The organism is Caulobacter sp. SRI_014, from assembly GCF_057586315.1.
Genome location: NZ_JBYCZQ010000001.1, coordinates 734446 through 760931, shown reverse-complemented (window position 1 = coordinate 760931; position 26486 = coordinate 734446). Strand labels below are relative to the sequence as shown.

Genomic DNA, 26486 nt, shown 5'->3' with positions numbered 1-26486 from the left:
AGCATGACCATCGAGAGCATCGGCCTGCTGCTGGCGGCGGGCTTCCTGGCCGGGGCGATGAACGCCGTGGCCGGCGGTGGCACCTTCGTCGCCCTGCCTGCCCTGGCCCTGATGGGTTTGCCGCCGACCATCGCCAACGCCTCGACGACGGTGGCGCTGTTTCCCGGCTCTCTGGCCAGCGCCTGGAGCTATCGAAAAGACATCCGTCCGCTTGAGGCGACCTCGACCTTGACCCTGCTGGGACTCAGCCTGTCGGGCGGCCTGATCGGCGCCCTGCTGCTGCTGTTCACCGCCGAGCGGGTGTTCAGCGCCCTCATCCCCTGGCTGCTGCTGCTGGCCCTGGCCGCCCTGGCGGCGGGACCGCGCCTGAGCGACTGGCTTCGCCGGCTGGGTCTGCATGCCGGTCCGCGTTTCCTGCTGGTCATGCAGTTCGCGCTGGGCGTCTACGGCGGCTATTTCGGCGGCGCCGTGGGGCTGATGATGCTGGCCGCCTGGAGCCTGACCACCAGCGCCGACCTGCGCAGCCTCAACCCGATCCGCACCCTGATGGTGGCCGCCGCCAACGGCATGGCCGTGATCTGTTTCGCCGTGACCGGGACGGTCAGCTGGCGCGAGACCTTGCTGGTCATGGCGGGCGGCATCGTTGGCGGTTACCTCGGCGCCCAGCTTGGCCGACGCTTGCCGCTCGCAGTACTCAGGGCCATCATCCTGACGGTCGCGGCGGTGACGACCGTCAGCTTCTTCGTGAAGGCCTATTTCAGCTGAGCGCCCGCAAGCGGTCGACGATCTCCTGTCCGGACTCGGCGCAGAGGTCGGTCATCAGCATGATCTCGCGGCGGCCGGTCTTGATCAGCACATGCAGCCGCCGGCCGAAGCCCCGGCGGCGGTGAACGATCGCGACCTCGTCGATAGCTCCGATCTCGACCCGTCCGGTCATCGGGCTGAAGTGGACAAGAGCGCCGTTCTCCTCCCGCAGCAGAGCCCTTCGCGAGCTCAACAGTGCGCCGACCAGGAAGATCTGTTCAAGGACACCTCGGGCGACCAGCACAGCCACCAGGCCCGCGACGCCCAGCCAGATCAGCTGGCCTTCGCCCCGGGCAAGGTCACCGACGGCCAGCACGACCGAGGCGGTCAGCACCGCAAAATAGAGCGCCGTCGCGGCGAGGATACGCACGGTCGGGGCGGGGGAGAGGGAGGCGATCGTGGTCATGTCGCGGGACTCGAAGGTTGCCAGGACGCCGACCATTCGCACTGGCTGCGCCGCCGACGAGGGGCGCGTTGGTCAATGATCGCGGGTTATCCGCCAATTCGTCCTGCCCCCCTGCTTTCAGGGCAGGTCGTGGAACGAGACCAGGTAGTGCTTCACCGCCCGGTCGCTGAGGATGTCCCAGGTGATCGGCTCGCCCTTGGCGATCACCCAGCTGTCGCCGGGACCGTAGAGCACTGTCTGGCCGGTGGCCTCGCTGGTCAGGGCCAGCCGTCCCTCGACCAGGGTGGCGTGCTCGTGGAAGGGATAGACCAGCCGATAGCGGCCCCTGCTGGCGGCGAACCAGCCGGCCGACAGCTCGCTGCGACCGTCGCCCAGGATTGGCTGGCCGAAAATGCGGACATCGCCCGACAGGGTGACGCCGCGCAGGCTTTCGGGCGTGCCCCAGGGCTTCAGCTCGGGGACGGCGGTGTTCAGGAGCAGCGGTATCATCGGTGAGCCTCCGGCTACCAGTTGAGCAGGGCCGACGGGCGGCGCGGGGCGCCGGTAAGGCCGGTGTCGAAGCGCAGGGTGGATTCGGCGATGGTCACCGCCGAACCCTCGATGACCACCTGGTCGCCGGCCATCCGGGCTGACATCCGGGCGCCGCGACCGGGATAGGCCTGGTGAAAGCTGAGCCGGTCGACGGATAGCCGATGCGCCAGGATCGGCATCAGCAGGGCGTGGAACGAGCCGGTCGCCGGGTCCTCCGGCAGGCCGTAGCCGGGGGCGAAGAAGCGATCGATGACATCGACCTCGCCCCCCGCCAGAGCCGCCACTCCGACGTTTCCCTGGCCACCCAGCGGCCGGGAGATGGTCTCCAGCCGGGCATGGTCGGGGGTCAGGCCGCGCACGGTCTCGGCGCAGTCCAGCAGGGCGACCAGATAGTTGCCGATCCACACGGCCAGGGGCTCGGCCCCCAGCGCCTCGGCCAGGCCGTGCGGGGTCGGGATGGCCTCGAAGGCGAGGGCGGGCAGGGTCATGGCCAGACCGCCTGACGTCCGCCTGACCGCCAGATCAGCGGTCTGGCTCTCGAAGCAAAGCCGGCCCGTGTCATGGCCCAGCTCCTCGAACAGAAGGTGGGCGGCGGCCAGGGTGGCGTGACCGCAGAGCGGCACCTCGGTCGAGGGCGTGAACCAGCGGATGCCGAACCTGGCCGGGTCTCGCGTGCGGCGCAGGAAGGCGGTGGCGCCGACGTTGTTCTCCGCCGCCAGGGTCTGCATCCAGGCCTCGGAGGGCCAATCGGGCAGGGGCTCGAGCACGACGGCCTGGTTGCCGCCGAACGGGCGGTTGGTGAAGGCGTCGATCGTCCACTGGCGCATGGCGCGGGCTCCTGAAAACTGGCCTCGTGACCTTGGCGAGGCAGCCCATCGGGGGAAGGTGTGAACGGGACAACCTTCGCGGCGCCCCGGACAGCTGGCGTGAACACCGCGATCTCTGTCCAGTCCGCCGCTTGGCCCTGCGCCCGGGGCCAATGCACCTTCCGGCCTCCCGACCGGAGACCTCTCGATGAGCCTGCCCCAGCACGACAGCCTGGCTGACTTTATGCCCCGCCAGATCGCCCTGCAGGGGGCGACCAAGACCGTCTACGTTGGCGGTGCGGGACCGGCCGTCATCGTCATGACCGAGATGCCGGGCATCAGCCCGCATGTGGCCCGTTTCGCCCGCTGGGTGCGGGACGCCGGCTTCACCGTCTACATGCCCTCGCTGTTCGGCAAGGACGGCGCCACGCCCAGCGAGGACGAGGGCGCCGCCGTCTTCCGCCATGCCTGCGTCAGCGCCGAATTCCGCGCCTTCGGGGCCGGCGCGTCCAGCCCGGTGACCCAGTGGCTGCGGGCCCTCGCGCGGCTGGCGCATGAGGAAAGCGGTGGTCCCGGCGTCGGGGCCATCGGCATGTGCTTCACCGGCAACTTCGCCCTGACCATGATGCTGGAGCCGTCGGTCCTGGCCCCGGTAGTCTCGCAGCCCTCGCTGCCGCTCGACGATCCGGGCGGGCTGGAAATCTCGGCGGACGAGCTGTCGGTCATCGCCGAGCGGCTGGAGCGCGAGGACCTGACGGTCATGGCCTACCGCTTCCAGGGCGACTCCTACTGCCGGGCCGAACGGTTCGCCGCCTACAGCAAGGCGCTGGGCCCGCGCTTCGTGGGCCGGGTGCTGCCGGACTCGGCGGCCAACGGCGAACCCAAGCCGCCCTTCTTCGAGAAGTTCGTCACCACGCCGCACAGCGTGGTGACCGTCCACCTGATCGACGAGGCCGGCCAGCCGACCATCGCCGCCCGCGACGAGATTCTCGGCTTCTTCGCCAAACGGCTCGGGACCGCCTGACGACCATGCCATGCTGACCCTGCATTTCGCGCCCGACACCTGCGCCCTGGCCACCTTGATCGTGCTGGAGGAGCTGGGGCTGGACTACCGGCTGGAGCCGGTCGATTTCGCGGCGGAGCAGCAGCGTTCACCGGCTTTCCTGGCGCTCAATCCCAAGGGCCGGGCGCCGGTGCTGGTCACCCCGCAAGGAACCCTGACCGAGACGCCGGCCCTGCTCGACTATCTGGCCCGGCTGGCTGGCGCGCTGGCGCCGGACGATCCGTTCGAGCAGGCGCGGCTGCTGGCCTTCAACAGCTATCTCTGCGCCACGGTCCATGTCGCCCATGCGCACCGGATGCGCGGCTCTCGCTGGGCCGACGATCCGGCCGCCTGGCGGGCCATGCAAGCGCGGGTTCCGGCCTCGGTCACCGAGGCCTTCCTGGTCATCGAGGACGATCTGGCGGCCGGCCCCTGGGTGATGGGCGAGACCTACAGCATCGCCGATCCCTACCTCTTCACCCTGGCCCAGTGGCTGGAGGCTGACGGCGTCGATCCCGACCGGTTGCCCCGGGTGATCAACCACCGCGCCCGCCTCGCCGCCCGGCCCGCGGTTCAGCGGGCCCTGGCCCGGGAAGCGCAGCTACGCCGATGAACCGTCTCCACTACGCCTACATCGTCCTGGCGGTGACCTTCCTGGCCCTGCTGGCGGCGGCCGGCCTGCGCTCGGCCCCGGGCGTGCTGCTGACGCCGTTGCAGCTGTCGTTCGGCTGGGACCGGGCGACGGTGTCGACCGGGGTGGCGCTGGGCATCTTCACCAATGGCCTGGTCGGTCCCTTCGCCGCCGCCCTGATGCAGACCTGGGGCCTGCGCCGGGTGCTAATCGGCGGCCTGACCCTGATGGCCGCCGCCACCTTCGCCAGCCTGGTGATGCAAGAACCCTGGCAGTACCTGCTGACCTGGGGCCTGGTCAGCGGGGTGGGCAGTGGCGCCGTGGCCGGGGTGCTGGCGGCGGCCGTGGTCAATCGCTGGTTCGCCCGCCGCCAGGGCCTGATGATGGGGGTGATGACGGCCAGCACCTCGATGGGCTCGCTGGTCTTCCTGCCGCTCATGGCGGCGCTGTCGCAGACGGGCGACTGGCGGCCGGTGGTCTGGCTGGTGTCGCTGACCCTGGCCCTGCTGATCCCGATCTCCGCCCTGTTGATGCGCGATTCCCCGGCCGAGATGGGCCTGCGCCGCGAGGGCGAGGCGATCGACGCACCGGACCTGCCACCGGCTCCGCCCGGCCGCGCCCTCCTGGCGCTGTCGGTGCTGTCGCGGGCGGTCAAGGTTCCGACTTTCTGGCTCCTGTTCGCCGGCTTCTTCATCTGCGGCTTCACCACCAATGGCCTGATCGGGTCGCACCTGATCGCCTACTGCGGCGACCAGGGCATGGCGCCGGTGCAGGCGGCGGGACTACTGTCGCTGATGGGGGTGTTCGACCTGATCGGCGGCACCGGCTCAGGCTGGCTGACCGACCGCTACAACGCCCGGCGGCTGTTGTTCTTCTGGTTTGGCCTGCGGGGGCTGTCGCTGATCGTGCTGCCCTTCCTGTCGTTCGACACCGTCAGCCTGCTGCCCTTCGCCGTCCTGTTCGGCCTCAACTGGATCGCCACCGTGCCGCCGACCCTGAAGCTGACCAACGCCCGTTTTGGCCAGGTCGAGGGGCCGATCGTCTACGGCTGGATCTTCACCGGCCACCAGGCCGGCGCGGCGGCGGCGGCGGTCGGGGCCGGGGTCATCCGCCAGCTGTCCGGCGGCTATGCCCCCGCCGTCTGGCTGGGCGCCGGGATGGCGCTCGCCATGGCTCTGGCCTTCATGATGTGGCGACAGCGACCGGCGATGGCCTAGACGGCCAGGGCGCCGCCGCGGATCTCACGGGCTCCGGCGGCGCCCTCGCGACGGAACAGCCGGCGCAGGGTCGAGGGTTCGGAATAGCCGACCCGGCGGGCGATTTCGTCGAAGGGCAGGCGGGTGGTCTTGAGCAGGTCCACGGCCCGCCGCACCCGCAACTGCTGCACGAAGCGCACCGGCGACAGGCCGGTCGCCCGGTTGAGCCGGCGGGCGAAGGTGCGGGCGGTCAGGCCGGCGGCGTCGGCCAGGTCGTCGACCGCGAAGCTCTCTTCCAGCCGCTGCAGCGCCCAGCGTTCCGCCGCCGCCACCCGGTCGTCGGCGGCGGCCAGGAAGCCCTGGGCCATGAACCGGGCCGAGGAGGGACGGTCGCTGGTCAACAGCCGCCGCGAGCAGCGCTCGGCCAGATCGGCGCCGCCATGACGGGCGACCAGCGACAGCATCAGGTCCAGCTGGGCCAGGGGCGCGCCGGCCGTGGCCACGGCGCCGTCGACGACCATGCCGGCGTCGGTCTGCAGGGACACATGGGGAAAGGCCTCGCGAAAGGCCGGGGCCAGCCACCAGGCAGTTGTCGCCCGGCGTCCGTTCAGCACCCCCGCCGCCGCCAGCAGGAAGACCCCGCTGCTGGAACTGGCCAGCTGGGCGCCGCCGGCGACGCCCCGCGCCAGCCGCTCGCAGGCCTCCAGGGCGTCGTCCTGCGCAAAGCGGCTCACCGAGGTCGCCTCGGGCCGCATACTCGGGGCGACCATCAGTTCAGGCGCACGGTCATGGCGCTCGGGATAGTCGAGGCCGAGAAAGTCACCGGCGGCCCTTGCGCCTGAGCCGCTGATGGCGATCTCGAAAGCCGGTGGCTCGCCGGCGTCGCGGCGCAGCTGGTTGGCCGTCTCCAGCACCTCTACTGTCAGTGACAGGCTGGAGGCCGAGGCCCCCTTCAGGGCGATGACGTCGATGGCGGTCAAGGCAGGGCGGATCCGTTGGCTCAGGGCCGATACCTGCGCCCCCGGGAGCTGGTGGTCGAACGCGGATACCGCATTGGCGATTGAGAAAATCTCAGCTATCGCCGGTTCCGCCGGAGGATAGGAACCATCATGGCCCGCCCCTCGATCCCGCTGAACGCCCTGCGCGCCTTCGAGGCGGCCGCCCGTCACCAGAGCGTCAAGCAGGCGGGGCTGGAGTTAAACGTCAGCGCGTCGGCCGTGAGCCACCAGATCCGCCAGCTCGAGAGCCAGCTCGGCGTCGCCCTGTTCACCCGCGACGGCCGGGGCGTCACCCTGACCGCCGAGGGCGCGGTCCTGGCCCCGCGCCTGATCGAGGGGTTCGCGCTGATCGAGGCGGCGCTGGACGACCATCACACTCAGCGTACTGCCGGGCCGCTGCGGCTCAGTGTGCTGGAGATTTTCGCCCACTGGTGGCTGCTGCCGCGCCTCAGCAGCTATCCCCTGGCCCGGCGCGGTTTCGAGCTGGAGATCGAGGCCTCGCAGCAGGTCGTCTCCTTCGACACCGAAAACATCAACGCCGCCGTCCGCATTGGCAAGGGCGACTGGCCGGGCGTCGTCTGCGATCACCTGTTCGACGAGCGGATGGGGGTCTACGGCCTGCCCGGTCTGGACCTCGAGCGGTCGCCGATCTTCATCTCCCGCCTGCGCCAGCAGGAGTGGCGCGACTGGTGCGCCTGCGACCCGCCGCCGGTCGGAGCCGCCGCGCCGATCGTGCTGGTCGAGACCGTGTCCCTGGCCCTGAAGGCGGCGCTGGACGGGGCGGGTCTGTGCATGGCTGGCGACCGCTTCGCCGAGCGCGACGTGCTGACCGGCCGGCTGCGGCGATTCAGCGAGGCCGACACCGTCAGCCCGCGAGGCGGCTACTGGCTGGTCTATCCGCCGCGCGGGCGGCGCGACCCGCGCCTGCGCAATTTCCGCACCTGGCTGCTGGCCCAGATCGCCACCGAGCGGGTGGACTGAGGCCTTCGCTGGCCGGTCCACCCCCAATCCTGTCGTGTCTGGCCCTCCCGTGCGGGCTCGCCAGCGGGAAGAGTCCGACTCCGGTCTGCCGGGCCGAAGGAGGAGTTCCATGGCCGATCTGATCAAACAGCACCGCGACGGAGCCGTCGGCCATATCGTCCTGGCCCGGCCCGAAGCCAACAACGCCGTTAGCCTGGCCTTCTGCCGCGCTTTCGGAGCGGCCGTCGAGGCCTGCGCGACCGATCCGGCGGTGCGGGCCGTGCTGGTCCGGGCGGAGGGCGCGAACTTCTGCGTCGGCGGCGACCTTGGCGAGTTTCGGGCTCAGGGCGATGCGCGGCCGGAGCATCTGTCCGCCCTGGCCCCGATCTTCCACGCCACCCAGGCGCGGCTGATGACCATGGCGGCGCCGGTCGTGGTCGCTGTCCAGGGTGCGGCCGCCGGGGCCGGCCTTGGTCTTGCCCTTTGCGGCGATCTGGTGATCGCCGGCGCCTCGGCGCATTTTACCTTGGCCTATACCGCCATCGGCCTGTCGCCGGATGGTGGGTCCACCCATCTTCTCCCACGCCTGATCGGGCTTCGGCGGAGCCAGGAATTGATGCTGACCAATCGCCGGGTTCCGGCGGCCGAGGCCCAAGGGCTGGGGATGATCACCCAGGTGGTCCCGGACGCCGAACTTCAGGCCCATGCGCTGGACCTGGCGACGCGGCTGGCCGCCGGTCCGACCCAGGCCCACGGGGTCGTCAAGCATCTGCTGTCGCGGACCTACGATCGTGGCTTCGCCGAACAGACCGACGATGAGGGCCGCCAGATCGCTATCCTGTCCGGCGGCTTGGATGCAGCGGAGGGTATCGAGGCCTTCTTCGCCCGCCGCCCGGCCAACTTCCGTGGGCAAGCGTAAGGCTAGACCGATGTCCCTGACCCATCCCCGCCTGTTCGGCCGTAGCGGCTCGCATTTCACCCGTCTGGTCCGGATGGTGGCCATCGAGGCGGGGGTCGAGCTCGACTTCCGCGTCATCGAAAACATCAAGAGCCTGGCAACGGAGGACTACGGCGGCCATCCGGCGCTGAAGCTGCCGACCCTGGTCAGCGACGAGGGCGAGGTGTTCGGCGCCCTGACCATCTGCCGGCGGATCGTCGAGGCCTCGCCCACCGGCTTCACCCTGACCTGGCCCGAGGCGATGAGCCCGGAGCTGCAGGTCGCCTGGGAATTGCTGCATCAGGCCATGCTCAGCCAGGTCCAGCTGGCCTTCGGCATCACCATCGCCGGCCTGCCCGCCGACCATCTGTTCTTCGTCAAGGCCGCCAAGGGTCTGGACGGCGCCATGACCTGGCTGGACGAGCGCTTGCCGACGCTTCGGCGGCAACTTCCGGATGGGCCCAACCTGTTTGAACTGGCCCTGTTCTGCCAGCTCGAACACATGGCCTTCCGGCCGACCGTGCCGACCGAGGGCTGGGAGACACTGGAGGCCTTCCGGGCCGGCATCGCCGCGCGACCCTCCGCCATCGCCACTCCGGTGGTGTTCGATGCGCCCGGTGGCCGGTCATGAGCGAGCGGCGCTATAGCTTCGAGACCTTCGACGTCTTCACCCGCACGCGCTTCGGCGGCAATCCGCTGGCCGTGGTCCATGACGCCGAGGGCCTGACCGACACCGAGATGCAGACCCTGGCCGCCGAGTTCAATCTCAGCGAGACCATCTTCCTCAAGGCGCCGGCCGACCCGGCCAACACCGCCGCCGTCCGCATCTTCAACCGCAGTCACGAGATGCCGTTCGCCGGCCATCCCACCGTCGGGGCCGCGGTCGCCCTGGCCCGGCGTGGCGCGGCCGGCGAGACCGTGCGCCTGGAGGCGCCGGCCGGGCTGGTCGTGGCCCGCATCACCCGCGACGAGGCCGGGGCGGCGGTCGCCGCCGCCGTGTGCGCGCCACAGCCGCTGACCCTCGGCCCGGAGGTCTCGCCAGAGGAGATCGCGCGTTGCCTGGGGCTCGCGGCGAAGGACGTCGTCACCGCCAACCATCACCCGTGTCAGGCCTCGATGGGCGTGACCTTCGTGCTGGCGGAACTCAAGCCCAGGGCCCTGTCCCGCTGCATCCCCGATCTCGCCGCCTATCGCCAGGTCGTCGCCCGCTATCCGGACTTCGCCGGCCGCCTGTCGATTCACGCCTATACGCGGAGCACCGGCGCCCTCTGGGCCCGGATGTTCGCGCCCCTGGCCGGCACCTGGGAGGACGCCGCCACCGGCAGCGCCAATGGTCCGCTCGGCGGCCTGCTGCTGTTCCTGTCGGGCGCCGAAAGCGACACCTTCCAGATCGGCCAGGGTGTCGAGATGGGCCGGCCCAGCCACCTCACCGTCCGCGCCTGGCGCGAGGCCGGCGCCATCCATGCCGAGATCGGCGGCGGCGTCGTGCCGGTCATGCAGGGAGAAGTCCGCCTGTGATGCTTCGAATCCTGGCCCTGCTGCTGGTCCTGATGTGTCCGACTCTGGCCAGCGCCGCCGAGCCGCCGGCCCGCGACTTCACCGTGCGGGAGGTCATGGTCCCGATGCGCGACGGGACCAGGCTCTACACCCTGATCGTCACACCGAACGCGGTGAAAGACGCCCCCATCCTGCTGACCCGTACGCCGTTTTTCGCCGAGGCGCGCCAGGTCAATCGCGACGCGGTCCATGTCGGCGACTTCCTGCCGGCGCCCGACCGGCCGTTCGTCGAGGACGGCTACATCCGGGTCTATCAGGATGTCCGGGGCCGGGCCCGCTCCGAGGGCGACTACTGGGTGGCCCGGCCGCCGCGCGGGCCGGTCAACCGCACAGGCATCGACCACGCCACCGACGCCGCCGACACCATCGACTGGCTGCTGAAACACCTGCCGCAGGCCAACGGCCGGGTCGGCATGATCGGGTCGTCCTATGAGGGCCTGACGGTGGTCATGGCGCTGCTGGACCCGCATCCGGCGCTGAAGGCTGCCGTGCCGCTGAACCCGATGATCGACGGCTGGATGGGGGACGACTGGTTCCATCACGGCGCCTTCCGCCTCCCGACCCTGGACTTCATCGGCTTCGCCCAGGGCAGCGAGACCGCCGACGCCATCCTGCATCCCGATCCGGGCGACGACTACGATGCCTTCCTGGGGGCGGGGTCCGCCTCGGGCATGGCCGCCGCCGCCGGCCTCGACAAGCACGCCTTCTGGCGGGCGGTGTCGGACCATCCCGCCTACGACGCCAGCTGGCGCGGCCAGGCGCTCGACCGCCTGCTGGCCGCTCGCCGGCCCAGTGTGCCCACCCTCTGGGCCGCCGCCCTTTGGGACCAGGAGGACAGCTACGGCGCCGTCCACGGCTATCTGGCGATGGAGGCCGCCGACCGCGCCAACGACCGCAACTTCCTGGTGCTCGGGCCGTGGCGTCACGGCGGCATGCTGGGGGACGGCTCGCGCCTGGGCGCCCTGGAGTTCGGCGAGAACACCGCCGCCCATTTCCGCGACCGGGTGCTCAAGCCCTTCCTCGATGCCCGGCTGAAGTCCGGCGCCGCCCCGGCCGACACCCCGCCCGTCCTCGCCTTCCAGACCGGCGCCAACCGTTGGGTCCCCGCCGACCGCTGGCCGGCCAGGGGGACGGAGCGCCGCTTCTACCTTGGCCCGTCCGGGACGTTGCAGGATCACGCCCCGACCGCACCCGGCGCCGACAGCTATCGGTCCGATCCGGCCAGCCCGGTCCTCTACGCCGCGCGTCCGATCCAGGGCAACAATCCGGACGCCTGGCGCACCTGGCTGGTCGCCGACCAGCGCTTTACGGCCGGCCGCACCGACCAGCTGGGCTATCTCGGCGCGCCGGTAACCGCGCCCTTGATCCTCGCCGGCCTGCCGCGCGTCGACCTCTACGCCGCCACCACCGGAACGGACGCCGACTGGGTGGTCAAGCTGATCGACGTCTATCCGGATACGCCCGACATTCCGCCGGCCCTGCGCGGCCACCAGCTGATCCTCAGCGCTGACATCTTCCGGGGGCGCTATGCGAAGGGTTTCGACAAGGCCCGGCCCCTGCCGGCCGGCAAGACGGTCCACTATGGCTTCACCCTGCCGGCGGTGAACCATGTGCTGCAACCGGGCCACCGGCTGATGGTCCAGATCCAGTCGTCCTGGTTCCCGCTGTACGACCGCAATCCCCAGACCTTTGTCGACAACATCTTCTTCGCCAAACCTGAGGACTACCGCGCCGCGACCCAGACCATCGTCCGCTCGCCGGCCCAGCCGACCTCCATCACCCTGCTGGCGGAGTAGCGGCGCGGTGTTCAGCCACATCACTGTCGGGGCCGGCGACCTGGACCGGGCCGGGAGGTTCTACGACGCCGTCTTGACCCCGCTCGGCCTGACCCGGCGACCGGTCCTCGCCGATGGCGGTCCCCGATCCCTCTGCTGGCATCGCGAGGGCGCCGGCCTGCCGCGCTTCTATGTCTACCAGCCGTTCGACGGCCGCAGGGCCTCGGCCGGCAATGGGACCATGGTCGCCTTCCGCGCCGCCTCGCCTGAAGCGGTTGCGCAGAGCTACGCGGCAGGGCTGGCCGCGGGCGGCTCGGACGAGGGGGCGCCCGGCCCGCGCCCGCACTACGCCCCCGGCTACTTCGGCGCCTACCTGCGCGACCCGGAGGGCAACAAGATCCACATCGCTTTCCGGCCAGACGTTCCGTGAGCGCCCTGGCCACCGTGCGGATGCTGACCCGCTACAAGGCCTGGGCCAACCGCATCACCTACGGGACCGTCATGGCCCTGCCGGAGGGCGAGGCGCTGCGCCAGCGGCCCACGCGCTTCGGCAACATGGTTCACACCCTCAACCACAGCTTCGTCATCGACGACATCTTCCGCGCTCATCTGGAGGGCCGGCCTCACGGCTACAACGCCCGCAACACCGACTACCCGCCGCCATTGGCCGATCTCTGGGCCGCCGTGCAGGCGATGGACCGCTGGTACATAGCCCACGCCGACGTCCTGACGGACGAGACGCTGGGTGAGACGATCCGGTTCGAATTCGTCGGCGGCGGTCAGGGGGCCATGACCCGCGAGGCCATCCTGCTGCACATCGTCAACCACGGGACCTATCACCGGGGCTTCGTCGGCGACATGCTGTACCAGGTGCCAGCCGCCTCGCCGTCCAACGATCTGCCGGTCTACCTGCGTGAGGTCGAGGGCGCGAACCAGTCCGCGCCGGGCTAGCCTCGACGACGCGGAAGGCGTCGCAACGATCTCAGACTCTTAATTTCAGGGATTGGCGGAGAGGGTGGGATTCGAACCCACGGTACCCTTCCAGGCACGCCGCATTTCGAGTGCGGTACATTCGACCACTCTGCCACCTCTCCATATCGGTGTTGAAGGCCGTTTGGGGCCCCCAGAGCGAAGGCGCGGAACCTAGCGATGTGAATCCGGATACGCAAGGGGGGTTTGGCAGGGCGACGGATGCGACATGATGGTGCGTGAAACCTCCTGCATTCGAGGGGAGAGGCGAGCATGCGTTCGGTCTTGTTGGTCGGCCTGATCGGCCTGTTTTGCGGGCTCGCCGCCCCGGCGCTGGCAGGGCCGTGCGAAGAGGCGGGCGCCTATTCCGAGCTGCGGGCCGGCGTGTCGGTCCTGGTGCTCAAGGACGGCCAGGCGGTCTGCGAGCGCTACGCCTCCGGCGGCGGACCCCGGCAGGGCTGGGAGCTGTGGTCGGGGACCAAGAGCTTCAGCGGGCTGATCGCGGCGGCGGCGGTCCAGGACGGGCTATTGGCGCTCGACGAGACGGTCTCGGCGACCCTGCCCGAATGGCGGGAGGATCCGCGCAAGGCGGGCGTGACCATCCGCCAGCTGCTCAACCTGACCAGCGGGCTGTCGACCACCATCGGCCGCCCGCCTGCCTATGCCGGGGCCATCGCCACGCCGTTTACCGCCGAGCCCGGTACGCGCTTCCAGTACGGGGCCGAGCCCTTCCAGGTGTTCGGGGCGGTGATGAACCGCAAGCTTGCGGCGGCGAAGACGGGTGACGCCGACGTCCTGGCCTACCTTCAGCGAAGAGTTCTCGATCCCGTCGGGGCCAGGCCGTTCGGCTGGCGGCGCACGACGGCGGGGGAGCCGCTGATGCCGCAGGGGGCCAGCTTCACGGCCCGCGAATGGGCCAAGGTCGGGGAGTTCGTCCGGGCCGGTGGTCCGGGTCTCGATCCGGCCGCCTTCCGCGCGCAGTTCGTGGGGTCGAAGGTCAACCCGGCCTATGGCGTCAGCTGGTGGCTGCCGGGTGTCGGCGGCTATGGCCCGCGCGGGACGACGAGTGACTTTTCGACCCACGCCGCCGAGCTGCCCAGGGACCTGGTCATCGCCGCCGGGGCCGGATTCCAGCGGCTCTATGTCATTCCCTCATGCGGCCTGACCATCGTGCGCCAGGCGCCGCTGTTGAGGGCGCGGCAGGCCGGGACGCCGGACTGGAGCGACTTCGCCTTCCTGACGCCCATCCTCAAGGGTTGGTGCTAGGCCCCCTCCTTGGGTTTTGGCGGGTAGAGGACCATCTGGGTGCAGCGGAACAGGGCCATGGTCTTGCCGCTCTCCTCGCTTTTCACGACGGCGTCCCAGACCTGGCTGGTGCGACCGCCGTGGACCAGCGCGGCCTCGACGATGACATCACCCTTGAGGGCCGTGCCCAGGAAGTTGGACTTCAGCTCCAGGGTGGTGAAGCCGCTGGCGCCGGGCGGCAGGCTCATGACGCAGCCGTAGCCGGCGGCGGTGTCGGCCAGGGTGACGACGCTGCCGGCGTGCAGGTAGCCGTTGGCCGCCATGTGCTTGCCGGCCACGGTGAAGCGGCCACGGGCCAGGCCGTGGCGCACCGTTTCCCAGGTTATATCGAGCGCGTCGGGCAGAGTGCCCTTCTGGCGCTCGTTGAAGAGGCTCGCGCCTTCGTCAGCTGTGTCGGTCACTTAGAACTGTCCTCCCCGGCCTTGGCCGCTCTTGAAACGGGTGGCGCCGTCGACGGCCGAGCCGGTGCGCAGGGTCTCCATCCCGACCTCGATCTCGAAGGCGGTGGCGGCGTCCCAACCCAGGCTCCATTGCTCGAGGGCCGAGCGGCGGTCGTTACGCAGGCACATCTGCGGGAAGCCTGCGATCTGGCGGGCCAGAGTCCTGGCCGCCTCCAGCGACTGGCCGTCGGGGACGACGCGGTTGGCCAGGCCCATGGAGAGGGCCTCCTCGGCGCCGACCGGGCGGCCGGTGAGGATCAGGTCCATGGCCCGCGACTGGCCGATCAGCCGGGGCAGGCGCACGGTGCCCAGGTCGATCAGCGGCACCCCGAACCGACGGCAGAAGACGCCGAAGGTTGCCCCTTCGGCGGCAACGCGCAGGTCGCACCACAGGGCCAGCTCCAGACCCCCGGCCACCGCATAGCCCTCGACGGCGGCGATCACCGGCTTGGACAGCGCAAGGCGGGTCGGACCCATGGGGCCGAGGTCGCCGTCGCGGTGGACCGGGTTGCCGGCTCCGGAGGCGACGCCCTTGAGGTCGGCCCCGGCGCAGAAGTTTCCGGCCGCGCCGGTGAGAATGGCGACGCTCAAGCCCTCGTCGGCGTCGAAGCGTTTGAAGGCCTCGTAGAGGGCGTGGGCCGTGACGCCGTCGACGGCGTTGCGGGCCTGGGGCCGGTCAATGGTGACGACGCAGATGTCGCCGTCGGTCTCGTAGTGGACGGTCATGGCAGGCGCCTCCGTTGGTGGAGGCATCCTGCCCTGACTGACGCTCAGGGAAGCAAGCCCCCTATCCGGCCAGCGGATCGGGCGTTTCCACCGGCTCCTTCTGGCCGCGCTTGCCTTCCCAGCGGCTGACGACGGCCGAGGCCACCGAGTTGCCGACCACGTTGGTGGCCGAGCGGCCCATGTCGAGCAGGTGGTCGACGGCCAGCACCAGGGCGATCCAGGCCTCGTCCATGCCGAAGTAGGTCAGGGTGGCCATGATGACGACGAGGCTGGCGCGCGGAACGCCGGCCATGCCCTTGGAGGTGACCATCAGCAGCAGCAGCATGGAGATCTGCTGGGCGACTGTCAGTTCGATGCCGTGGGCCTTGGCGATGAACAGCACCGCGAAGGTGCAGTACATCATCGAGCCGTCGAGGTTGAAGCTGTAGCCCAGCGGCAGCACGAAGCTGACCACCCGGCGCGGCAGGCCGAACTTTTCCAGGGCTTCCAGGGTGCGCGGATAGGCGGCCTCGGAGCTGGCGGTCGAGAAGGCCAGCAGGGTCGGCGGGGTGATGGCGCGGAACAGGCCCACGGCGCGGCCACCGAGGGTGACGACGGCGGCGAGGAACAGCAGGCCCCAGAGCACGCCCAGCGAGATGTAGAAGCCGCCGATGAACTCGGCGTAGGTGCCGATGATGCCCAGACCCTGCTTGGCGATGGCGGCGGCCAGGGCGGCGAAGATGGCGATCGGCGCCAGGGCCATCACATAGCCGGTGACCTTGAGCATGATGTTCATGCCCTGCTCGACCAGGGCCATGACGGCCGGGGCGCGGTCATCGAGCGCCGAGACGGCGGTGCCGACGAAGACGGCGAAGACGACGATCTGCAGGATCTGGTTGGTCGCCAGGGCGTCGAAGATCGAGGTCGGGATCAGGTGGGTGATGAACTCCTTCAGGGTGAAGGAGGAGGTGTCGACGGTGGCGGCCTTGCCGGCCACCTCGCTGGTCATGTTGAGGTTGCCGCCCAGGTCCCAGAAGTGGCTGAGCAGGTGGAACATGCCCAGGCCCACGCTGAGGCTGATCAGAGAGGCGAAGATGAACCAGGCGATGGCCTTGAAGCCGACCCCGCGAATGGCGGCGGCGTCCTCCATATGGGCGATGCCGACCACCAGGGTGGTGAAGACCAGCGGCGCGATGATCATCTTGATCAGCCGCAGGAACAGGGTGGTGATCAGGTTGAAGACGTCGATGGCGGTGGTCAGCTGGTCGCCGCTGAGGGTCTGGTTGACGGCGAGGCCCGCCAGCACGCCCAGCACCATGGAGGCGACGATGAAGATGGTGAAACGGCGATTCATGCGGCCCCCAAGGCGACAGGATGGGTCGAAGATTTGCGCCATGTTTGGCGGGGAAGCGCGGCGGCGTCCACCTTTGCTTCGAGCGCGTGGTTTGGCAGGGTGGGCGGATGAGCGATTTTGCTGCGATCAAGAATGAGTTGATCAGGCGCCTGAGGCGGGCGGCGCCCGATATGCGGGTGACCCGCGAGGGGCCGGGTGGCATCGAGCTGACCAGCGATTGGATTCATCCGCTGAAACCGGGTCAGCCCGTGTGGTTCGGGGGCGTGCGACAGGGCAAGGCCTATGTCAGCTACCACCTTATGCCGGTCTACACGCACCCCGAGCTGGCGGCGAAGATCAGCCCGGCGCTGAAGAAGCGGATGCAGGGCAAGAGCTGCTTCAACTTCAAGGCCGTCGACGAGGCCCTGTTCGACGAGCTGGAGGCGCTGACCCGGGAGGGGGCGGCGCTGTACGGGTAGGCTGTTCGAAGCGGACCCATTATAGCATGGCCGGGCGGGCGGTGTGAATTATTTTATTCGCTATTTCAACGCCTTATGACCAACCGGGCGTCCGCCCGATGGCTGCATTCAACCCACTTCCGGACCGCGGGTGACCCCCTTGGGACCACCCGCGAAGAAAGGGGAAGAGGGGACACATTGAATTGCCGCGCGCCGTCAGGGCGATCGTCGGCGCCGGCGATGGCGGCAAGTCAATGTGTTCCCGGTAGCGCCAGATGAATATGTCTAGACATATTCGGAGGGCCTAGATCAGCCCCGCCGCTTTCGCCTCTGCGCTGAGGCCATCGCGGAATTTCGGGTCGGCGAGGCTGATCATCGCCTTGGCCCTTTCCTGGATGCTGAGGCCCTTGAGATTGCGGCGGCCGTGTTCGGTGACCACCCACTGGACATCGTTGCGCGGTGTGGTGACCGGGCCGTCGAGGCGGCTGACGATGCGGGAGACCGCGCCGTCCTTGGCGGTCGAATGGCAGGCGATGATCGACTTGCCGCCCTTGCTGCCATAGGCGCCGCGCACGAAGTCCAGCTGGCCGCCGGCGGCGCTGTACTGGCGCCCGGCCATGTGCTCGCTGTTGCAGGCGCCGGAGAGGTCGATCTGCAGGGTGGCGTTGACCGAGACCACCTTGTCGTTACGGGCGATGACCGCCGGGTCGTTGACGTAGTCGACGGGGCGGCTCTCGACGGCGGCGTTGTCGTCGATGAAGGCGTAGAGGGCCTTGTCGCCGAGCGCGAAGGTGAAGATCGAGCGGCCGGTGTTGGTCGCCTTGCGGGCGTTGGTGACGGCGCCGCACTGCATCAGCTTCATCAGGCCCGGCGCGAAGAGTTCGGTGTGGATGCCCAGGTCGCGATGGTCGCTCAAGGCCCCGCAGACGGCTTCGGGCAGGGCGCCGATGCCCATCTGCAGGCAGGCGCCGTCCTCGACCAGTTCGGCGACCAGCCGGGCGATGACGGCGTCTTCCGGGGCGCCGTCGCGCGTCGGGTTTTCGAACAGCGGGGTGTCCTGCTCGACGATGGCGTCGACCTCGCTGACGTGGATCATGCCGCCGCGCACCCGGGGGGTGTGGCGGTTGACCTCGACGACCACGCGGCGGGCCGAGCGGACCAGGGAGAGGCCGTAGTCGTTGCTGGGACCGAGGCTGAAGAAGCCATGGGCGTCCATCGGCGAGACGCAGGTCATGAAGGTGTCGATGGGCTCGGACTCGCACATCAGCCGGGGCGCCTGGCTGAAGGCGCCGGGGACGAACCAGACGGTCTGACGGCCGTCCTTCTCGCCCTGGGCCAGCAGCATCCGCTCGACGGGGCCGAGGAAGAAGCAGTGGGGGCGGATGCGGTCCATGAGCTCGTAGCGCAGGACCGTGGCGGCGGCGTGCGGCGTCGAGTGGAAGTAGTAGAGGCGGACCTCGTCGACATCCTGGGCCTCGGCGCGGGCGGCGAGGGCGGTGAGCAGGCCTGGCGGTTCGGCCAGGGCCATGCCCATGGCGACGCGGTCGCCCGAGGCGATCTCGCCGACGGCGGCGGCGGCGGTGGTCAGCTTCGAGGCGTAGAGGTCTTTAGGGGTCATCGGGCGATCCTGCAGCCGTAGCCCTCTTCGTACACCGCTTCGCCGCGGAACATGGCCAGGGAGGTGGAGACGCGAGCGGTCCTGGGCAGGCCGCTGCGGTCGATGCGGACGGTGAAGCGGTTCACGTAGTCGCCGAAATCGGTGCGGCAGCTGGCTTCGGTGCGGCCGGTCAGGAAGAGGCAGGAGCAAAGTTGCTTGGCGACGAAGGTGGCGCCGGTGCGGGGCCAGGGCGCCGCTTGCGTCCAGGCCAGGGCCAGAACGGCGATCAGCGCCACGGCGCCGGCGATGAGCCAGCGGCGGCGGGTCATCAGAGGCCGACCTCGCTGGGGTGAGCTTCATTCAGCAGCGCTTCACCGGCGCGGTAGCGGCGCAGGTTTTCGAGGAAGAGGTCGTCGCCGCGCCGGACCACGCCGTCGCCGGCGGCGGCGCAGTGGGCCGTGACCTGGACGCGGGGGTGATCCCAGAGCCAGCTCTCGGCCGGCAGGGGCTCGGTCTCGAAGACGTCGAGCACGGCCATGGCCGGCTGGCCGCGGCCGAGGCCCTCGCTGAGGGCGGCCTCGTCGACCAGGCCGCCGCGGCCGATGTTGACCAGGATGGCGCCGGGCTTGAGGGCGGCGAAGAAGGCGGTGTCGGCGAGGCCCCGGGTGGCGTCGTTCAGGGCGCAGGCCAGGACCACGACATCGGCGTCGGGCAGCAGCCTGTGGAGGTCGCTGGTCGGGTGGACGGCGTCGACCAGCGGGTCGGGGCGCAGGTCCCGCCGGGCGACGGTCAGGTGGGCGCCGAAGGGTTTCAGCCGGGCGGCGATCTCTCGGCCGATGGCGCCGAAGCCGACCATCAGCCAGCGGGTCGAACCGATCTCGCGGAAGTTCACCCGGCGCCAGTCGTGCTCGCGCTGCGCCTCGCTCGCCTCCGCGATGGGATGGATCAGGGCGAAGGCGCGGGCGATGACGTACTCGGCGATCGCCGGGCCCTGGGCGCTCGACTTGGTCAGGCGGATGCCCTTGGCCATGATGGCGTTGAACACCGGGCTGTCGAGGCCGGCGTTGAAGGTCTGGGCCCAGCGGACGTTGGGGGCGGCCATCATCCGGCGGAAGAAGCCGGGCAGGCGGCCGCCGGTGAACAGGTCGAGGCTGATCCAGAAAACCTCCGGATCGACCTCGCCGTCGGCGACCGGCCGGCCGCGCCGGCGGACCACGCCCTCGGCGTCGAGGGTCAGGATGTCCAGATCGCCGGGAAGCTCGGCGGCCACCCGGGCGTGGGCGACATCGGACATCATGATCTGCATGGCGGGCCCCCGGAGATTCGTCTGAGCCTACAGGGTCAGGCCGCCATCGACGATCAGGGTCTGGCCGGTGATGTAGGCGGCGAGTGGCGAGGCCAGGAAGAGGACGGCGCCGGCCATGTCTTCGGGGGTGCCCAGGCGGTTCAGCGGGATGCCGCGCAGGGAGGCGGCCAGGCGGTCGGGGTTCTCGGTGGTGACCTTCGTCAGCTTGGTGTCGACCAGGCCCGGGGCGACGCCGTTGACGCGCACCCCGTCGGTCGCCCAGGCTTGGCCCAGGGTGCGGGTCAGGGCCACGGCCCCGGCCTTGGAGGCGTTGTAGGCCGGGTTGCCGCGGGTGGCGTGGAAGGCGGCGGTCGAGCTGATGGTTACGATGTTGCCGCCGCTCGACTTGAGGTCGTCGAGGAAGCGCATGGAGCAGGCCATGAGGGAGTCGAGGTTGACCCCCACCACCTTGCGGAAGCCGTCCATGGCGAACTCGCCCTTGCGGTAGAGGACGGTGCCCTGGGCCAGGACGAGGACGTCGAGGCCGTCGAAGGGGCTGGGGGCATTGGCCACCGCTTCGGAGTCGGAGGCGTCGATCTGGTGGAAGGTCAGGCCGGTGAGGTCGGAGCCGTCCTCGACCCTGTAGTCGTCCTTGGGCCGCGTGCCCCAGACGGCGACCTGGGCGCCGCGCGTGCGGAAGCCATGGGCGATGCCGTTGCCGATGCCGCTGGTTCCGCCGACGACGAGGACCCGCTTGCCGGTGAAATCGAGATCCATGGCTTTAGCTCCGCACCTGTTGTTGTGTCAGGCCGTGATGCGTCGCGCGTCCACGGCCCAACGTTCCCATGACCCGTCTTCCGCCACGACAATCAAGGCGTCATGCAGGTTGATGGTCGGATCGCAGTGGCCGGGCTGCAGCCAGACGGTGTCGCCCAGGCGCGGGGCGTCGTTGCGCCAGGGTTGGGCCTCGTCGGCGTCGAGGGCCTCGACGGCGGTGACGAAATCGCCGCCCTTGAGGAGGGGGATGGCCGAGGGGTGAAGCACCATGCCGTGCTCGTCGCCCATCGGCCGCCACAGCGCCCCGGCGGCGGCGCCCCAGGCGACCTTGGCCGGCGGGCCGTCGCTGCTCAGGGCCTTGAAGCCGGCGTCGACGGTGACGTGGCTCTTGTGGTTGGCGGAGACGACGGTGGAGGCGAGGAACATCGCCTGTTTGAACGACCAGCCTTCGCCGGAGGGGGATTCACAGACCTCGTATTCGGCGTCCATGACCGCGTAGCTGCCGGCCTGGAGTTCGGTGAAGACGCCGCTCTTCAGGTCGAAGGCGTGGGTGCCGGTGCCGCCGCCGGTGATGACGGGCGGCGGCAGGCCGGCGGCGATCAGGGCGTCGCGAACCTTTCGGGTGCGTTCGATGACGGCGTCGTAGGCGGCCTGTCGATCGGCGGCGGAGCCGATGTGCTGGATATGGCCGGCATAGGCCTGGATGCCGGCGAAGCGCAGGCCCTCGGTGTCGGCGGCGAGGCGGGCGAGGGCGACGACCTGATCCGGATGGGCGCCGGTGCGGTGGGTGCCGGGATCGACGTCGACCACGAGGTCGATGACGCCCCCTCTTTCTTTGGCGGCGGCGCCCAGCCAGGCGATCTGCTCGGCATGGTCGGCGACGGCGCCGATGGTCGCGCCGCGTCCGGTCAGGGCGGCGATGCGCGGGGCGGCCCAGGCGGGGGCCGGGGCGGTGATCAGGACGTCCTTGATGCCGCCGGCGATGAAGGCCTCGGCCTCGCCGATGGTCTGGGCGCAGAGGCCGGCGGCGCCGTGTTCCATCTGGAGCCGGGCGAGCGCCGTGCATTTGTGCGTCTTGCCGTGGGCGCGCAGGCGAAGGCCGGCGGCGTCGCACAGGGCCTGCATGGTCCTGAGGTTCGCATCGAGCGCGGCGAGGTCGATGACCAGGGCGGGGGTCTGGAAGGGGGTGAAGGTGGTGAACATCAGATCTCGCCTGCCAGAACCTTGGAGAACAGCTCGGGGTCAACATTGCCGCCCGACAGCACCACCCCGGCGGTGCGGCCGTGCATTGGCAGCTTGCCGGCCAGCAGGGCGGCCAGGGCGACGCAGCCGCCGGGCTCGACCACCAGCTTGAGCCAGGTGAAGGCGAAGCGCATGGCCTCGGCGACCTCGGCGTCGGTGACGGTCAGGACGCCGGCCAGGTTGTGCTGGAGGATCGGGAAGGTGATGCGGCCCGGCATCGGCGACAGCAGGGCGTCGCACATCGAACGGGCGTCCCTGGCGATGCCGACCCGCTCGCCGGCCGCCAGCGAGCGGGCGGTGTCGTTGAAGGCGGCCGGCTCGACGCCGTAGACCTGGGCGTCCGGCAGGATGTGGCTGATGGCCGTGGAAACGCCCGAGGCCAGGCCGCCGCCGCCGACCGGGGTCAGCACCAGGTCCAGGAAGCCGGCCGTGGCCGCCGCCTGGCGCTCCATCTCCAGCCCGACCGTGCCCTGGCCGGCGATGACGTCCTCGTCGTCGAAGGGCCAGACGATGGTCATGCCGCGATCCTTCGAGATGGCCTCGGTGATCGCCTCGCGGTCCTCTGTGTAGCGGTCGTAGAGCACCACCTCGGCGCCGTAGTCGCGGGTGTTGGCCACCTTCATGGCAGGGGCGTCGGCGGGCATGACGATGACCGCCGGGGCCTGCAGCATCCGCGCCGCCAGGGCCACGCCCTGGGCGTGGTTGCCGCTGGAGCAGGCGACGACGCCGCGCGCCCGCTCATCGGCGGTCAGCTTCGACAGCTTGTTCATCGCGCCGCGGAACTTGAAGGCGCCGCCGCGCTGCATGGTCTCGGCCTTGAGGAGGACCCGGCCGCCGAGGCGGTCGTTGAGGTGGGGGCTTTCGATCAGGGGGGTGACGACGGCGAGGTCTTCCAGACGGTCGGCGGCCGCTTCGATGTCGGCGAAGGTGACGGTCATGGAAGGCTCCCCGAAACTCTGCGTTTGGGTCGCCTGACTATCTCCTTTGCGCCGAGTCCCAAAGCCCGTAAGACCGGACGATCATCCTGATTGGGGACAGGCCATGCGTGCAGTGTTCGGTGGGGCGGTTTTCGCTCTGGGCTTGGGACTGGCGGGCGTCGCCAACGCCGGCGAGCTCGGCGTCGGTGTGGGGGCCCACGACGTCGATCTGTGGAAACAGGAGTGCTGTTTCGAGAGCGGCCAGAACCTGGAACTTCACTATCGGTCCGATCCGCTGGACGTGGATCGCGGGTTGGGCGTCTGGCGGCTTTGGGCCACGGGCTCGGTGAACAGCGACGGCGGGACCAACTTCGTTGCCGGCGGCATCCAGCGGCGGTTCTGGGGGGACAAGAAGGTCTACGCCCAGCTGAGCGTGGGCCTGGGTGTGCATGACGGCCCTGACGGCGACCGTCCGGTGGCGAATCCGGACCGCATCTACTTCGGCAGCCCGGTGCTGATCGCCTCCGAGGCGGCGGCGGGGGTCAACCTGAACGACGACTGGTCGGGCGAGGTGGCCTATTTCCACATGAGCCACGCGGGCCTGGCCGGGGATGAAAACCCCGGACTGGACGTGATCTCCGTACGGCTGATCCGGAAGTTCTAGTTGGCGCGCGGACGGAGCGGCCCAGTTCCTCCCCCATCGGGGGAGGGGGACCGCGCGCGGATACGCGCGTGGTGGAGGGGGTCCCCACTGTCGGCGGCAGCGGCGAGGATGGTGTCCGCCGCCACCGACATTTCCTTGAGAACCACCGCAGCCGATAGACGCAGGGTTCGAATGCCATAGCGGGCGCAGTAGGCGTCACGCTCCGCGTCGTATTCCGGCCTGCCTTCCTCGTAGTGGAAGGCGCCGTCGACCTCGACGGCCAGCTTTGCCTCGGCACAGTAGAAGTCGAGGATGTAGGGGCCGAAGGCGTGCTGCCTTCGGAATTTCAGGCCTTCGAGCTGGCAGCCGCGCAGGACCTGCCAGAGAACGACCTCAGGAAGGGTCATCTGTCGGCGGAGCTTTCTGGCGAAAGCGCGGGTGCGGTCTGGCGCTTGCATTCATGTATCATTGTTCATCTTTTGTTCTGGAGCAAGCAGGCGCCGTTGCTTCGACGGTGGGGACCCCCTCCACCACGCGCGTGCCGCGCGCGGTCCCCCTCCCCCGATGGGGGAGGAACTGTGCTAGCGTGACTCGCAACACCGTTCGGAGCCTCCCATGGACACCCTCGCCATCGACGCTGACGCCTGGACCGCCGCGGGCGATGCGGGGCTGCATGACGCCATCGAGCTGCGCCGCGCCATCCACCGCGAGCCGGAGCTGGGGCTGCACCTGCCCCGGACGACCGAGAAGGTGCTGAAGGCGCTCGAAGGGCTGCCGCTGGAAATCCGCCAGGGGCCGTCGACGACCGGGGTGCTGGCCATCCTGCGGGGCGGGGGCAACGGGCGCACGGTGCTGCTGCGCGGCGACATGGACGCCCTGCCGCTGACCGAGGACACCGGGCTCGACTTCTCCAGCGGGATTGCGGGCGCGATGCACGCCTGTGGCCACGACACCCATGTGGCCATGCTGGCCGGGGCGGCGAAGGCCCTCTGCGCCAGGCGGGACAAGCTGCCGGGGACGGTGATGTTCATGTTCCAGCCGGGCGAGGAAGGTCACCACGGGGCCCGCTTCATGCTCGACGACGGGCTGATCGATCCGCTGCCGGACGCGGCCTTCGCCCTGCATATCTCGCCCAACATGCCGACCGGGACATTCGCCAGCCGGTCGGGGGCCTTGCTGGCCAGTTCGGATTCCATCCGCATCAAGGTCTGGGGGGCGGGCGGCCACGCCTCCATGCCGCAGGACGCGACCGATCCGATTCCGGTCGCCTGCGAGATCGTCACGGCGCTGCAGAGCTTCATCACCCGGCGGGTGTCGGTGTTCGATCCGGCGGTGCTGACCATCGCCCACATCGACGCCGGCACGACCTACAACATCATCCCCGAATACGCCCTGATGCGCGGCACCTTCCGCACCCTGTCGGAGCGCTCGCGCGAGCTGGTGCGGTCCGGCGTGCGGCAGGTGGCCGAGCATGTCGCCGCCGCCCACGGCTGCCGGGCCGAGGTCGAGATCGAGCTGGGCTTCCCGGTGACGGTCAATTCCAGCGCGGCGGTGAAACTGGCCGAGCGGACGGCCAAGACCCTGTATGGCGACAGCGCCTGGCACACGATGGAAAACCCGATGATGGGGGCGGAGGACTTCTCCTACGTCCTGCAGAAGGCGCCCGGCGCCATGGCCTTCCTGGGGGCGGCGCCGGTCGGGGTCGGCGGCGACTACCGCGCCTGCTGCGCGCTGCATTCGAACCGGATGACGCTCGATGAGCAGGTGATGGCGCGCGGCATCGCGATGCACTGCGGCTTTGCCGAGGCGGTGCTGACCGGCGGGCTCGAAAGCTAGCCCACCGGTCGCCCGGCTAGAGCAGGAATCCGCTGTCAGTGCGGTCGTACTCGCCGGTCAGCAGCAGGCGGAAGTCGGCCACCCGGTCGCCGTTCTGGTCGAGCAGCAGGGTCGAGGTGTTGCTGGCCAGGTCATAGGTCAACACCGCCTGGCCGCGCACCCCGGTTAAGCTGTCGGCCCAGGTGAAGGCCTGGTTGCCGGACAGGGCAGTGTTGGCGTCGATGGCCGTCAGGTCGATCAGGTCCTCGAGGGTGTTGAAGTCGGTGATGCGGTCGGAAGCCGTCACGGTGCTTTCGCTCAGGGACTGGAAGACGAAGCGGTCGGCGCCGGTCCCGCCGGTCATCGCATCGGCCCCGAGACCGCCGTACAGCCGGTCGGCGCCGGCCCCGCCGTTGATCGTGTCATTGCCCGCCAGCCCCTTGAGCAGGTTGCCGCCGGCGTTGCCGAGGATGACGTTGGCCAGGGCGTTGCCCGTGCCGCTGGCATTGGCGGCGCCGGTCAGGGTGAGGTTTTCGACATTGGCGTCGAGGGTACGGGTCACGCCGGTCTCGATACGGTCGATGCCTTCGCCGGCCAGTTCGAACACCCAGTCGGTGGCCGCCTCGACGATGTAGACATCGTCGCCCAGACCGCCAACGAGATCGTCATATCCCGCGCCGCCGGTCATGCGGTCGTTGCCGACGCCGCCCAGCAGGATGTCGTCGCCGCCGCCGCCGTTGAGGATGTCGTTGAAGCGGCTGCCGAACAGGGTGTCGGCGTAGGCCGTGCCGGTCTCGGTCTTGGCGGCGGCGTTGGAGAAGACTAAGTCGGCGGCGATCAGGTCTTCGGGATGGACGCCGTCGAGGGTCAGGTAGTGGTCGTAGCCGTTGTAGAAGGCGTTCAGGTAGGCGCTGTTCTCGTTGTCGATGAACAGCAGGGCCTGGATCTGTGACAGGTCGCTGATCCCCCAGGCCGAGACGTCGACTCGGTCGATGTCGAAGGTGAAGTCCCAGATCAGGTCGTCGCTCAGCCCGACGCCGCGCGTGCTCAGGACAAAGGTGTCAGCGCCTGAGCCCCCGTAGAGGTCATTGAAGCCCGTGCCGCCGATCAGACGGTCGTCGCCGGCCTGGCCGAACAGGGTGTCGTCACCCGTGCCACCGTCGATGAGGTCATTGCCATCGCCGCCGTAGATGTCGTCATGGCCGCCCAGGCCATTGATGACGTCGGCGGTCGCCGTACCGGTGATGACGTCGCGATTGTTGGTGCCGGTGAAGGTCGCCATGGCTGTTGCTCCGGGGGGTAAGCTTACGATGGAGCGGGACGCTGGGACCGTCAGTCTGAACCTCGGCTGAACGGC

At 69.7% G+C, this 26486-nt stretch carries 30 protein-coding genes and 1 tRNA gene; 15 read left to right on the top strand and 16 right to left on the bottom strand.

The genetic code is table 11. The features are described 5' to 3' along the window. The first annotated feature begins 3 nt into the window (after positions 1-3). Positions 4-765 carry a sulfite exporter TauE/SafE family protein gene (locus AC2YG9_RS04050; protein ID WP_487296636.1) on the top strand — a complete coding sequence of 254 codons (762 nt, stop codon included), beginning with the start codon at positions 4-6 and terminating at the stop codon, positions 763-765. On the opposite strand, the gene AC2YG9_RS04045 is transcribed toward AC2YG9_RS04050, so the two are convergent. The 3 genes from AC2YG9_RS04045 to AC2YG9_RS04035 all read right to left on the bottom strand — a co-directional run bounded on the left by AC2YG9_RS04045 (position 758) and on the right by AC2YG9_RS04035 (position 2568). After that, entirely contained in the window at positions 758-1210 is a 453-nt protein-coding gene (locus AC2YG9_RS04045; RefSeq protein WP_487296635.1) for a hypothetical protein, read from the bottom strand. The genes AC2YG9_RS04050 and AC2YG9_RS04045 overlap by 8 nt on opposite strands. A gap of 117 nt (positions 1211-1327) precedes the next feature. After that, on the bottom strand, positions 1328-1699 hold the full coding sequence (locus AC2YG9_RS04040) for a cupin domain-containing protein (protein WP_487296634.1): 372 nt from the start codon (positions 1697-1699) through the stop codon (positions 1328-1330). 14 nt (positions 1700-1713) lie between these two features. Continuing rightward, the gene (locus AC2YG9_RS04035; RefSeq protein WP_487296633.1) at positions 1714-2568 is read right to left on the bottom strand and encodes a PhzF family phenazine biosynthesis protein; all 855 of its coding nucleotides are present in this window, start codon (positions 2566-2568) and stop codon (positions 1714-1716) included. Between the two features lie 187 nt (positions 2569-2755). On the opposite strand from AC2YG9_RS04035, the gene AC2YG9_RS04030 reads away from it, so the two are divergent. The 3 genes from AC2YG9_RS04030 to AC2YG9_RS04020 are packed head-to-tail and all read left to right on the top strand — an operon-like array spanning position 2756 to position 5437. Further along, positions 2756-3571 carry a dienelactone hydrolase family protein gene (locus AC2YG9_RS04030; protein ID WP_487296632.1) on the top strand — a complete coding sequence of 272 codons (816 nt, stop codon included), beginning with the start codon at positions 2756-2758 and terminating at the stop codon, positions 3569-3571. A 10-nt stretch (positions 3572-3581) separates the two neighbouring features. Then, positions 3582-4202 carry a glutathione S-transferase family protein gene (locus AC2YG9_RS04025; RefSeq protein ID WP_487296631.1) on the top strand — a complete coding sequence of 207 codons (621 nt, stop codon included), beginning with the start codon at positions 3582-3584 and terminating at the stop codon, positions 4200-4202. Continuing rightward, a complete protein-coding gene (locus AC2YG9_RS04020; RefSeq protein ID WP_487296630.1) occupies positions 4199-5437 on the top strand; it encodes an MFS transporter in 1239 nt (412 codons plus the stop codon). The genes AC2YG9_RS04025 and AC2YG9_RS04020 overlap by 4 nt, the downstream gene beginning before the upstream one ends. Here AC2YG9_RS04020 and AC2YG9_RS04015 read toward each other — a convergent pair. Next, on the bottom strand, positions 5434-6396 hold the full coding sequence (locus AC2YG9_RS04015) for a GlxA family transcriptional regulator (RefSeq protein ID WP_487296629.1): 963 nt from the start codon (positions 6394-6396) through the stop codon (positions 5434-5436). The two genes, AC2YG9_RS04020 and AC2YG9_RS04015, sit on opposite strands and share 4 nt — an antisense overlap. A 129-nt stretch (positions 6397-6525) precedes the next feature. On the opposite strand from AC2YG9_RS04015, the gene AC2YG9_RS04010 reads away from it, so the two are divergent. The 7 genes from AC2YG9_RS04010 (at position 6526) to AC2YG9_RS03980 (ending at position 12594) form a co-directional block, all read left to right on the top strand. Continuing rightward, on the top strand, positions 6526-7395 hold the full coding sequence (locus AC2YG9_RS04010) for a LysR family transcriptional regulator (RefSeq protein WP_487296628.1): 870 nt from the start codon (positions 6526-6528) through the stop codon (positions 7393-7395). Positions 7396-7504: 109 nt separating this feature from the next. Beyond that, positions 7505-8293, top strand: a complete 789-nt coding sequence (locus AC2YG9_RS04005) for an enoyl-CoA hydratase/isomerase family protein (RefSeq protein WP_487296627.1) — start codon at positions 7505-7507, stop codon at positions 8291-8293. A gap of 10 nt (positions 8294-8303) precedes the next feature. Next, on the top strand, positions 8304-8942 hold the full coding sequence (locus AC2YG9_RS04000) for a glutathione S-transferase family protein (protein ID WP_487296626.1): 639 nt from the start codon (positions 8304-8306) through the stop codon (positions 8940-8942). Then, positions 8939-9829 carry a PhzF family phenazine biosynthesis protein gene (locus tag AC2YG9_RS03995; RefSeq protein ID WP_487296625.1) on the top strand — a complete coding sequence of 297 codons (891 nt, stop codon included), beginning with the start codon at positions 8939-8941 and terminating at the stop codon, positions 9827-9829. The genes AC2YG9_RS04000 and AC2YG9_RS03995 overlap by 4 nt, the downstream gene beginning before the upstream one ends. Then, the gene (locus AC2YG9_RS03990; RefSeq protein WP_487296624.1) at positions 9829-11664 is read left to right on the top strand and encodes a CocE/NonD family hydrolase; all 1836 of its coding nucleotides are present in this window, start codon (positions 9829-9831) and stop codon (positions 11662-11664) included. The genes AC2YG9_RS03995 and AC2YG9_RS03990 overlap by 1 nt, the downstream gene beginning before the upstream one ends. Before the next feature lie 7 nt (positions 11665-11671). Continuing rightward, positions 11672-12073 (top strand): VOC family protein, encoded by a 402-nt coding sequence (locus AC2YG9_RS03985; protein ID WP_487296623.1) that lies wholly within the window; start codon positions 11672-11674, stop codon positions 12071-12073. Continuing rightward, complete coding sequence (locus AC2YG9_RS03980; protein ID WP_487296622.1) at positions 12070-12594, top strand: DinB family protein; 525 nt, start codon at positions 12070-12072, stop codon at positions 12592-12594. Before AC2YG9_RS03985 ends, AC2YG9_RS03980 begins: the two co-directional genes overlap by 4 nt. 53 nt (positions 12595-12647) lie before the next feature. Here AC2YG9_RS03980 and AC2YG9_RS03975 read toward each other — a convergent pair. After that, a tRNA-Ser gene (locus AC2YG9_RS03975) sits at positions 12648-12737 on the bottom strand. Between the two features lie 148 nt (positions 12738-12885). Here AC2YG9_RS03975 and AC2YG9_RS03970 point away from each other — a divergent pair. After that, on the top strand, positions 12886-13878 hold the full coding sequence (locus AC2YG9_RS03970) for a serine hydrolase domain-containing protein (RefSeq protein WP_487296621.1): 993 nt from the start codon (positions 12886-12888) through the stop codon (positions 13876-13878). Here the strand turns inward: AC2YG9_RS03970 and AC2YG9_RS03965 are convergent. From AC2YG9_RS03965 to AC2YG9_RS03955, 3 genes are all read right to left on the bottom strand, one after another. Then, entirely contained in the window at positions 13875-14318 is a 444-nt protein-coding gene (locus AC2YG9_RS03965) for a PaaI family thioesterase (protein ID WP_487296620.1), read from the bottom strand. The genes AC2YG9_RS03970 and AC2YG9_RS03965 overlap by 4 nt on opposite strands. Then, positions 14319-15083, bottom strand: coding sequence for a crotonase/enoyl-CoA hydratase family protein (locus AC2YG9_RS03960; RefSeq protein WP_487296619.1), 765 nt, complete (start codon positions 15081-15083; stop codon positions 14319-14321). It lies immediately after the preceding gene. Between the two features lie 61 nt (positions 15084-15144). Beyond that, entirely contained in the window at positions 15145-16416 is a 1272-nt protein-coding gene (locus AC2YG9_RS03955; protein WP_487296618.1) for a dicarboxylate/amino acid:cation symporter, read from the bottom strand. A 107-nt stretch (positions 16417-16523) separates the two neighbouring features. On the opposite strand from AC2YG9_RS03955, the gene AC2YG9_RS03950 reads away from it, so the two are divergent. Beyond that, positions 16524-16874 carry a hypothetical protein gene (locus tag AC2YG9_RS03950; RefSeq protein ID WP_487296617.1) on the top strand — a complete coding sequence of 117 codons (351 nt, stop codon included), beginning with the start codon at positions 16524-16526 and terminating at the stop codon, positions 16872-16874. Between the two features lie 283 nt (positions 16875-17157). Here the strand turns inward: AC2YG9_RS03950 and AC2YG9_RS03945 are convergent, their stop codons facing one another. Genes AC2YG9_RS03945 through AC2YG9_RS03920 form a run of 6 tightly spaced genes read right to left on the bottom strand, consistent with a single transcriptional unit; the run spans position 17158 to position 22692 of the window. Beyond that, positions 17158-18471, bottom strand: a complete 1314-nt coding sequence (locus AC2YG9_RS03945; RefSeq protein WP_487296616.1) for an acetyl-CoA hydrolase/transferase family protein — start codon at positions 18469-18471, stop codon at positions 17158-17160. Then, positions 18468-18779 carry a hypothetical protein gene (locus AC2YG9_RS03940; RefSeq protein ID WP_487296615.1) on the bottom strand — a complete coding sequence of 104 codons (312 nt, stop codon included), beginning with the start codon at positions 18777-18779 and terminating at the stop codon, positions 18468-18470. Before AC2YG9_RS03940 ends, AC2YG9_RS03945 begins: the two co-directional genes overlap by 4 nt. Continuing rightward, entirely contained in the window at positions 18779-19756 is a 978-nt protein-coding gene (locus AC2YG9_RS03935; RefSeq protein ID WP_487296614.1) for a D-2-hydroxyacid dehydrogenase, read from the bottom strand. Before AC2YG9_RS03935 ends, AC2YG9_RS03940 begins: the two co-directional genes overlap by 1 nt. Positions 19757-19783: 27 nt before the next feature. Next, positions 19784-20512: an SDR family NAD(P)-dependent oxidoreductase gene (locus tag AC2YG9_RS03930; RefSeq protein ID WP_487296613.1), complete on the bottom strand. Its 729-nt coding sequence runs from the start codon at positions 20510-20512 to the stop codon at positions 19784-19786. Between the two features lie 27 nt (positions 20513-20539). Next, positions 20540-21715 (bottom strand): DSD1 family PLP-dependent enzyme, encoded by a 1176-nt coding sequence (locus tag AC2YG9_RS03925; protein WP_487296612.1) that lies wholly within the window; start codon positions 21713-21715, stop codon positions 20540-20542. Then, positions 21715-22692: a threonine ammonia-lyase gene (locus tag AC2YG9_RS03920; RefSeq protein ID WP_487296611.1), complete on the bottom strand. Its 978-nt coding sequence runs from the start codon at positions 22690-22692 to the stop codon at positions 21715-21717. The genes AC2YG9_RS03925 and AC2YG9_RS03920 overlap by 1 nt, the downstream gene beginning before the upstream one ends. A gap of 103 nt (positions 22693-22795) precedes the next feature. On the opposite strand from AC2YG9_RS03920, the gene AC2YG9_RS03915 reads away from it, so the two are divergent. Further along, positions 22796-23335, top strand: coding sequence for an acyloxyacyl hydrolase (locus AC2YG9_RS03915; RefSeq protein ID WP_487296610.1), 540 nt, complete (start codon positions 22796-22798; stop codon positions 23333-23335). Here AC2YG9_RS03915 and AC2YG9_RS03910 read toward each other — a convergent pair. Then, complete coding sequence (locus tag AC2YG9_RS03910; protein ID WP_487296609.1) at positions 23332-23721, bottom strand: endonuclease domain-containing protein; 390 nt, start codon at positions 23719-23721, stop codon at positions 23332-23334. The genes AC2YG9_RS03915 and AC2YG9_RS03910 overlap by 4 nt on opposite strands. 208 nt (positions 23722-23929) lie before the next feature. Between AC2YG9_RS03910 and AC2YG9_RS03905 the strand changes: the two genes are divergently transcribed. Beyond that, positions 23930-25150 carry a M20 metallopeptidase family protein gene (locus tag AC2YG9_RS03905; RefSeq protein ID WP_487296608.1) on the top strand — a complete coding sequence of 407 codons (1221 nt, stop codon included), beginning with the start codon at positions 23930-23932 and terminating at the stop codon, positions 25148-25150. Between the two features lie 16 nt (positions 25151-25166). Here the strand turns inward: AC2YG9_RS03905 and AC2YG9_RS03900 are convergent, their stop codons facing one another. Continuing rightward, complete coding sequence (locus tag AC2YG9_RS03900; RefSeq protein ID WP_487296607.1) at positions 25167-26411, bottom strand: calcium-binding protein; 1245 nt, start codon at positions 26409-26411, stop codon at positions 25167-25169. Positions 26412-26486: the final 75 nt, after the last annotated feature.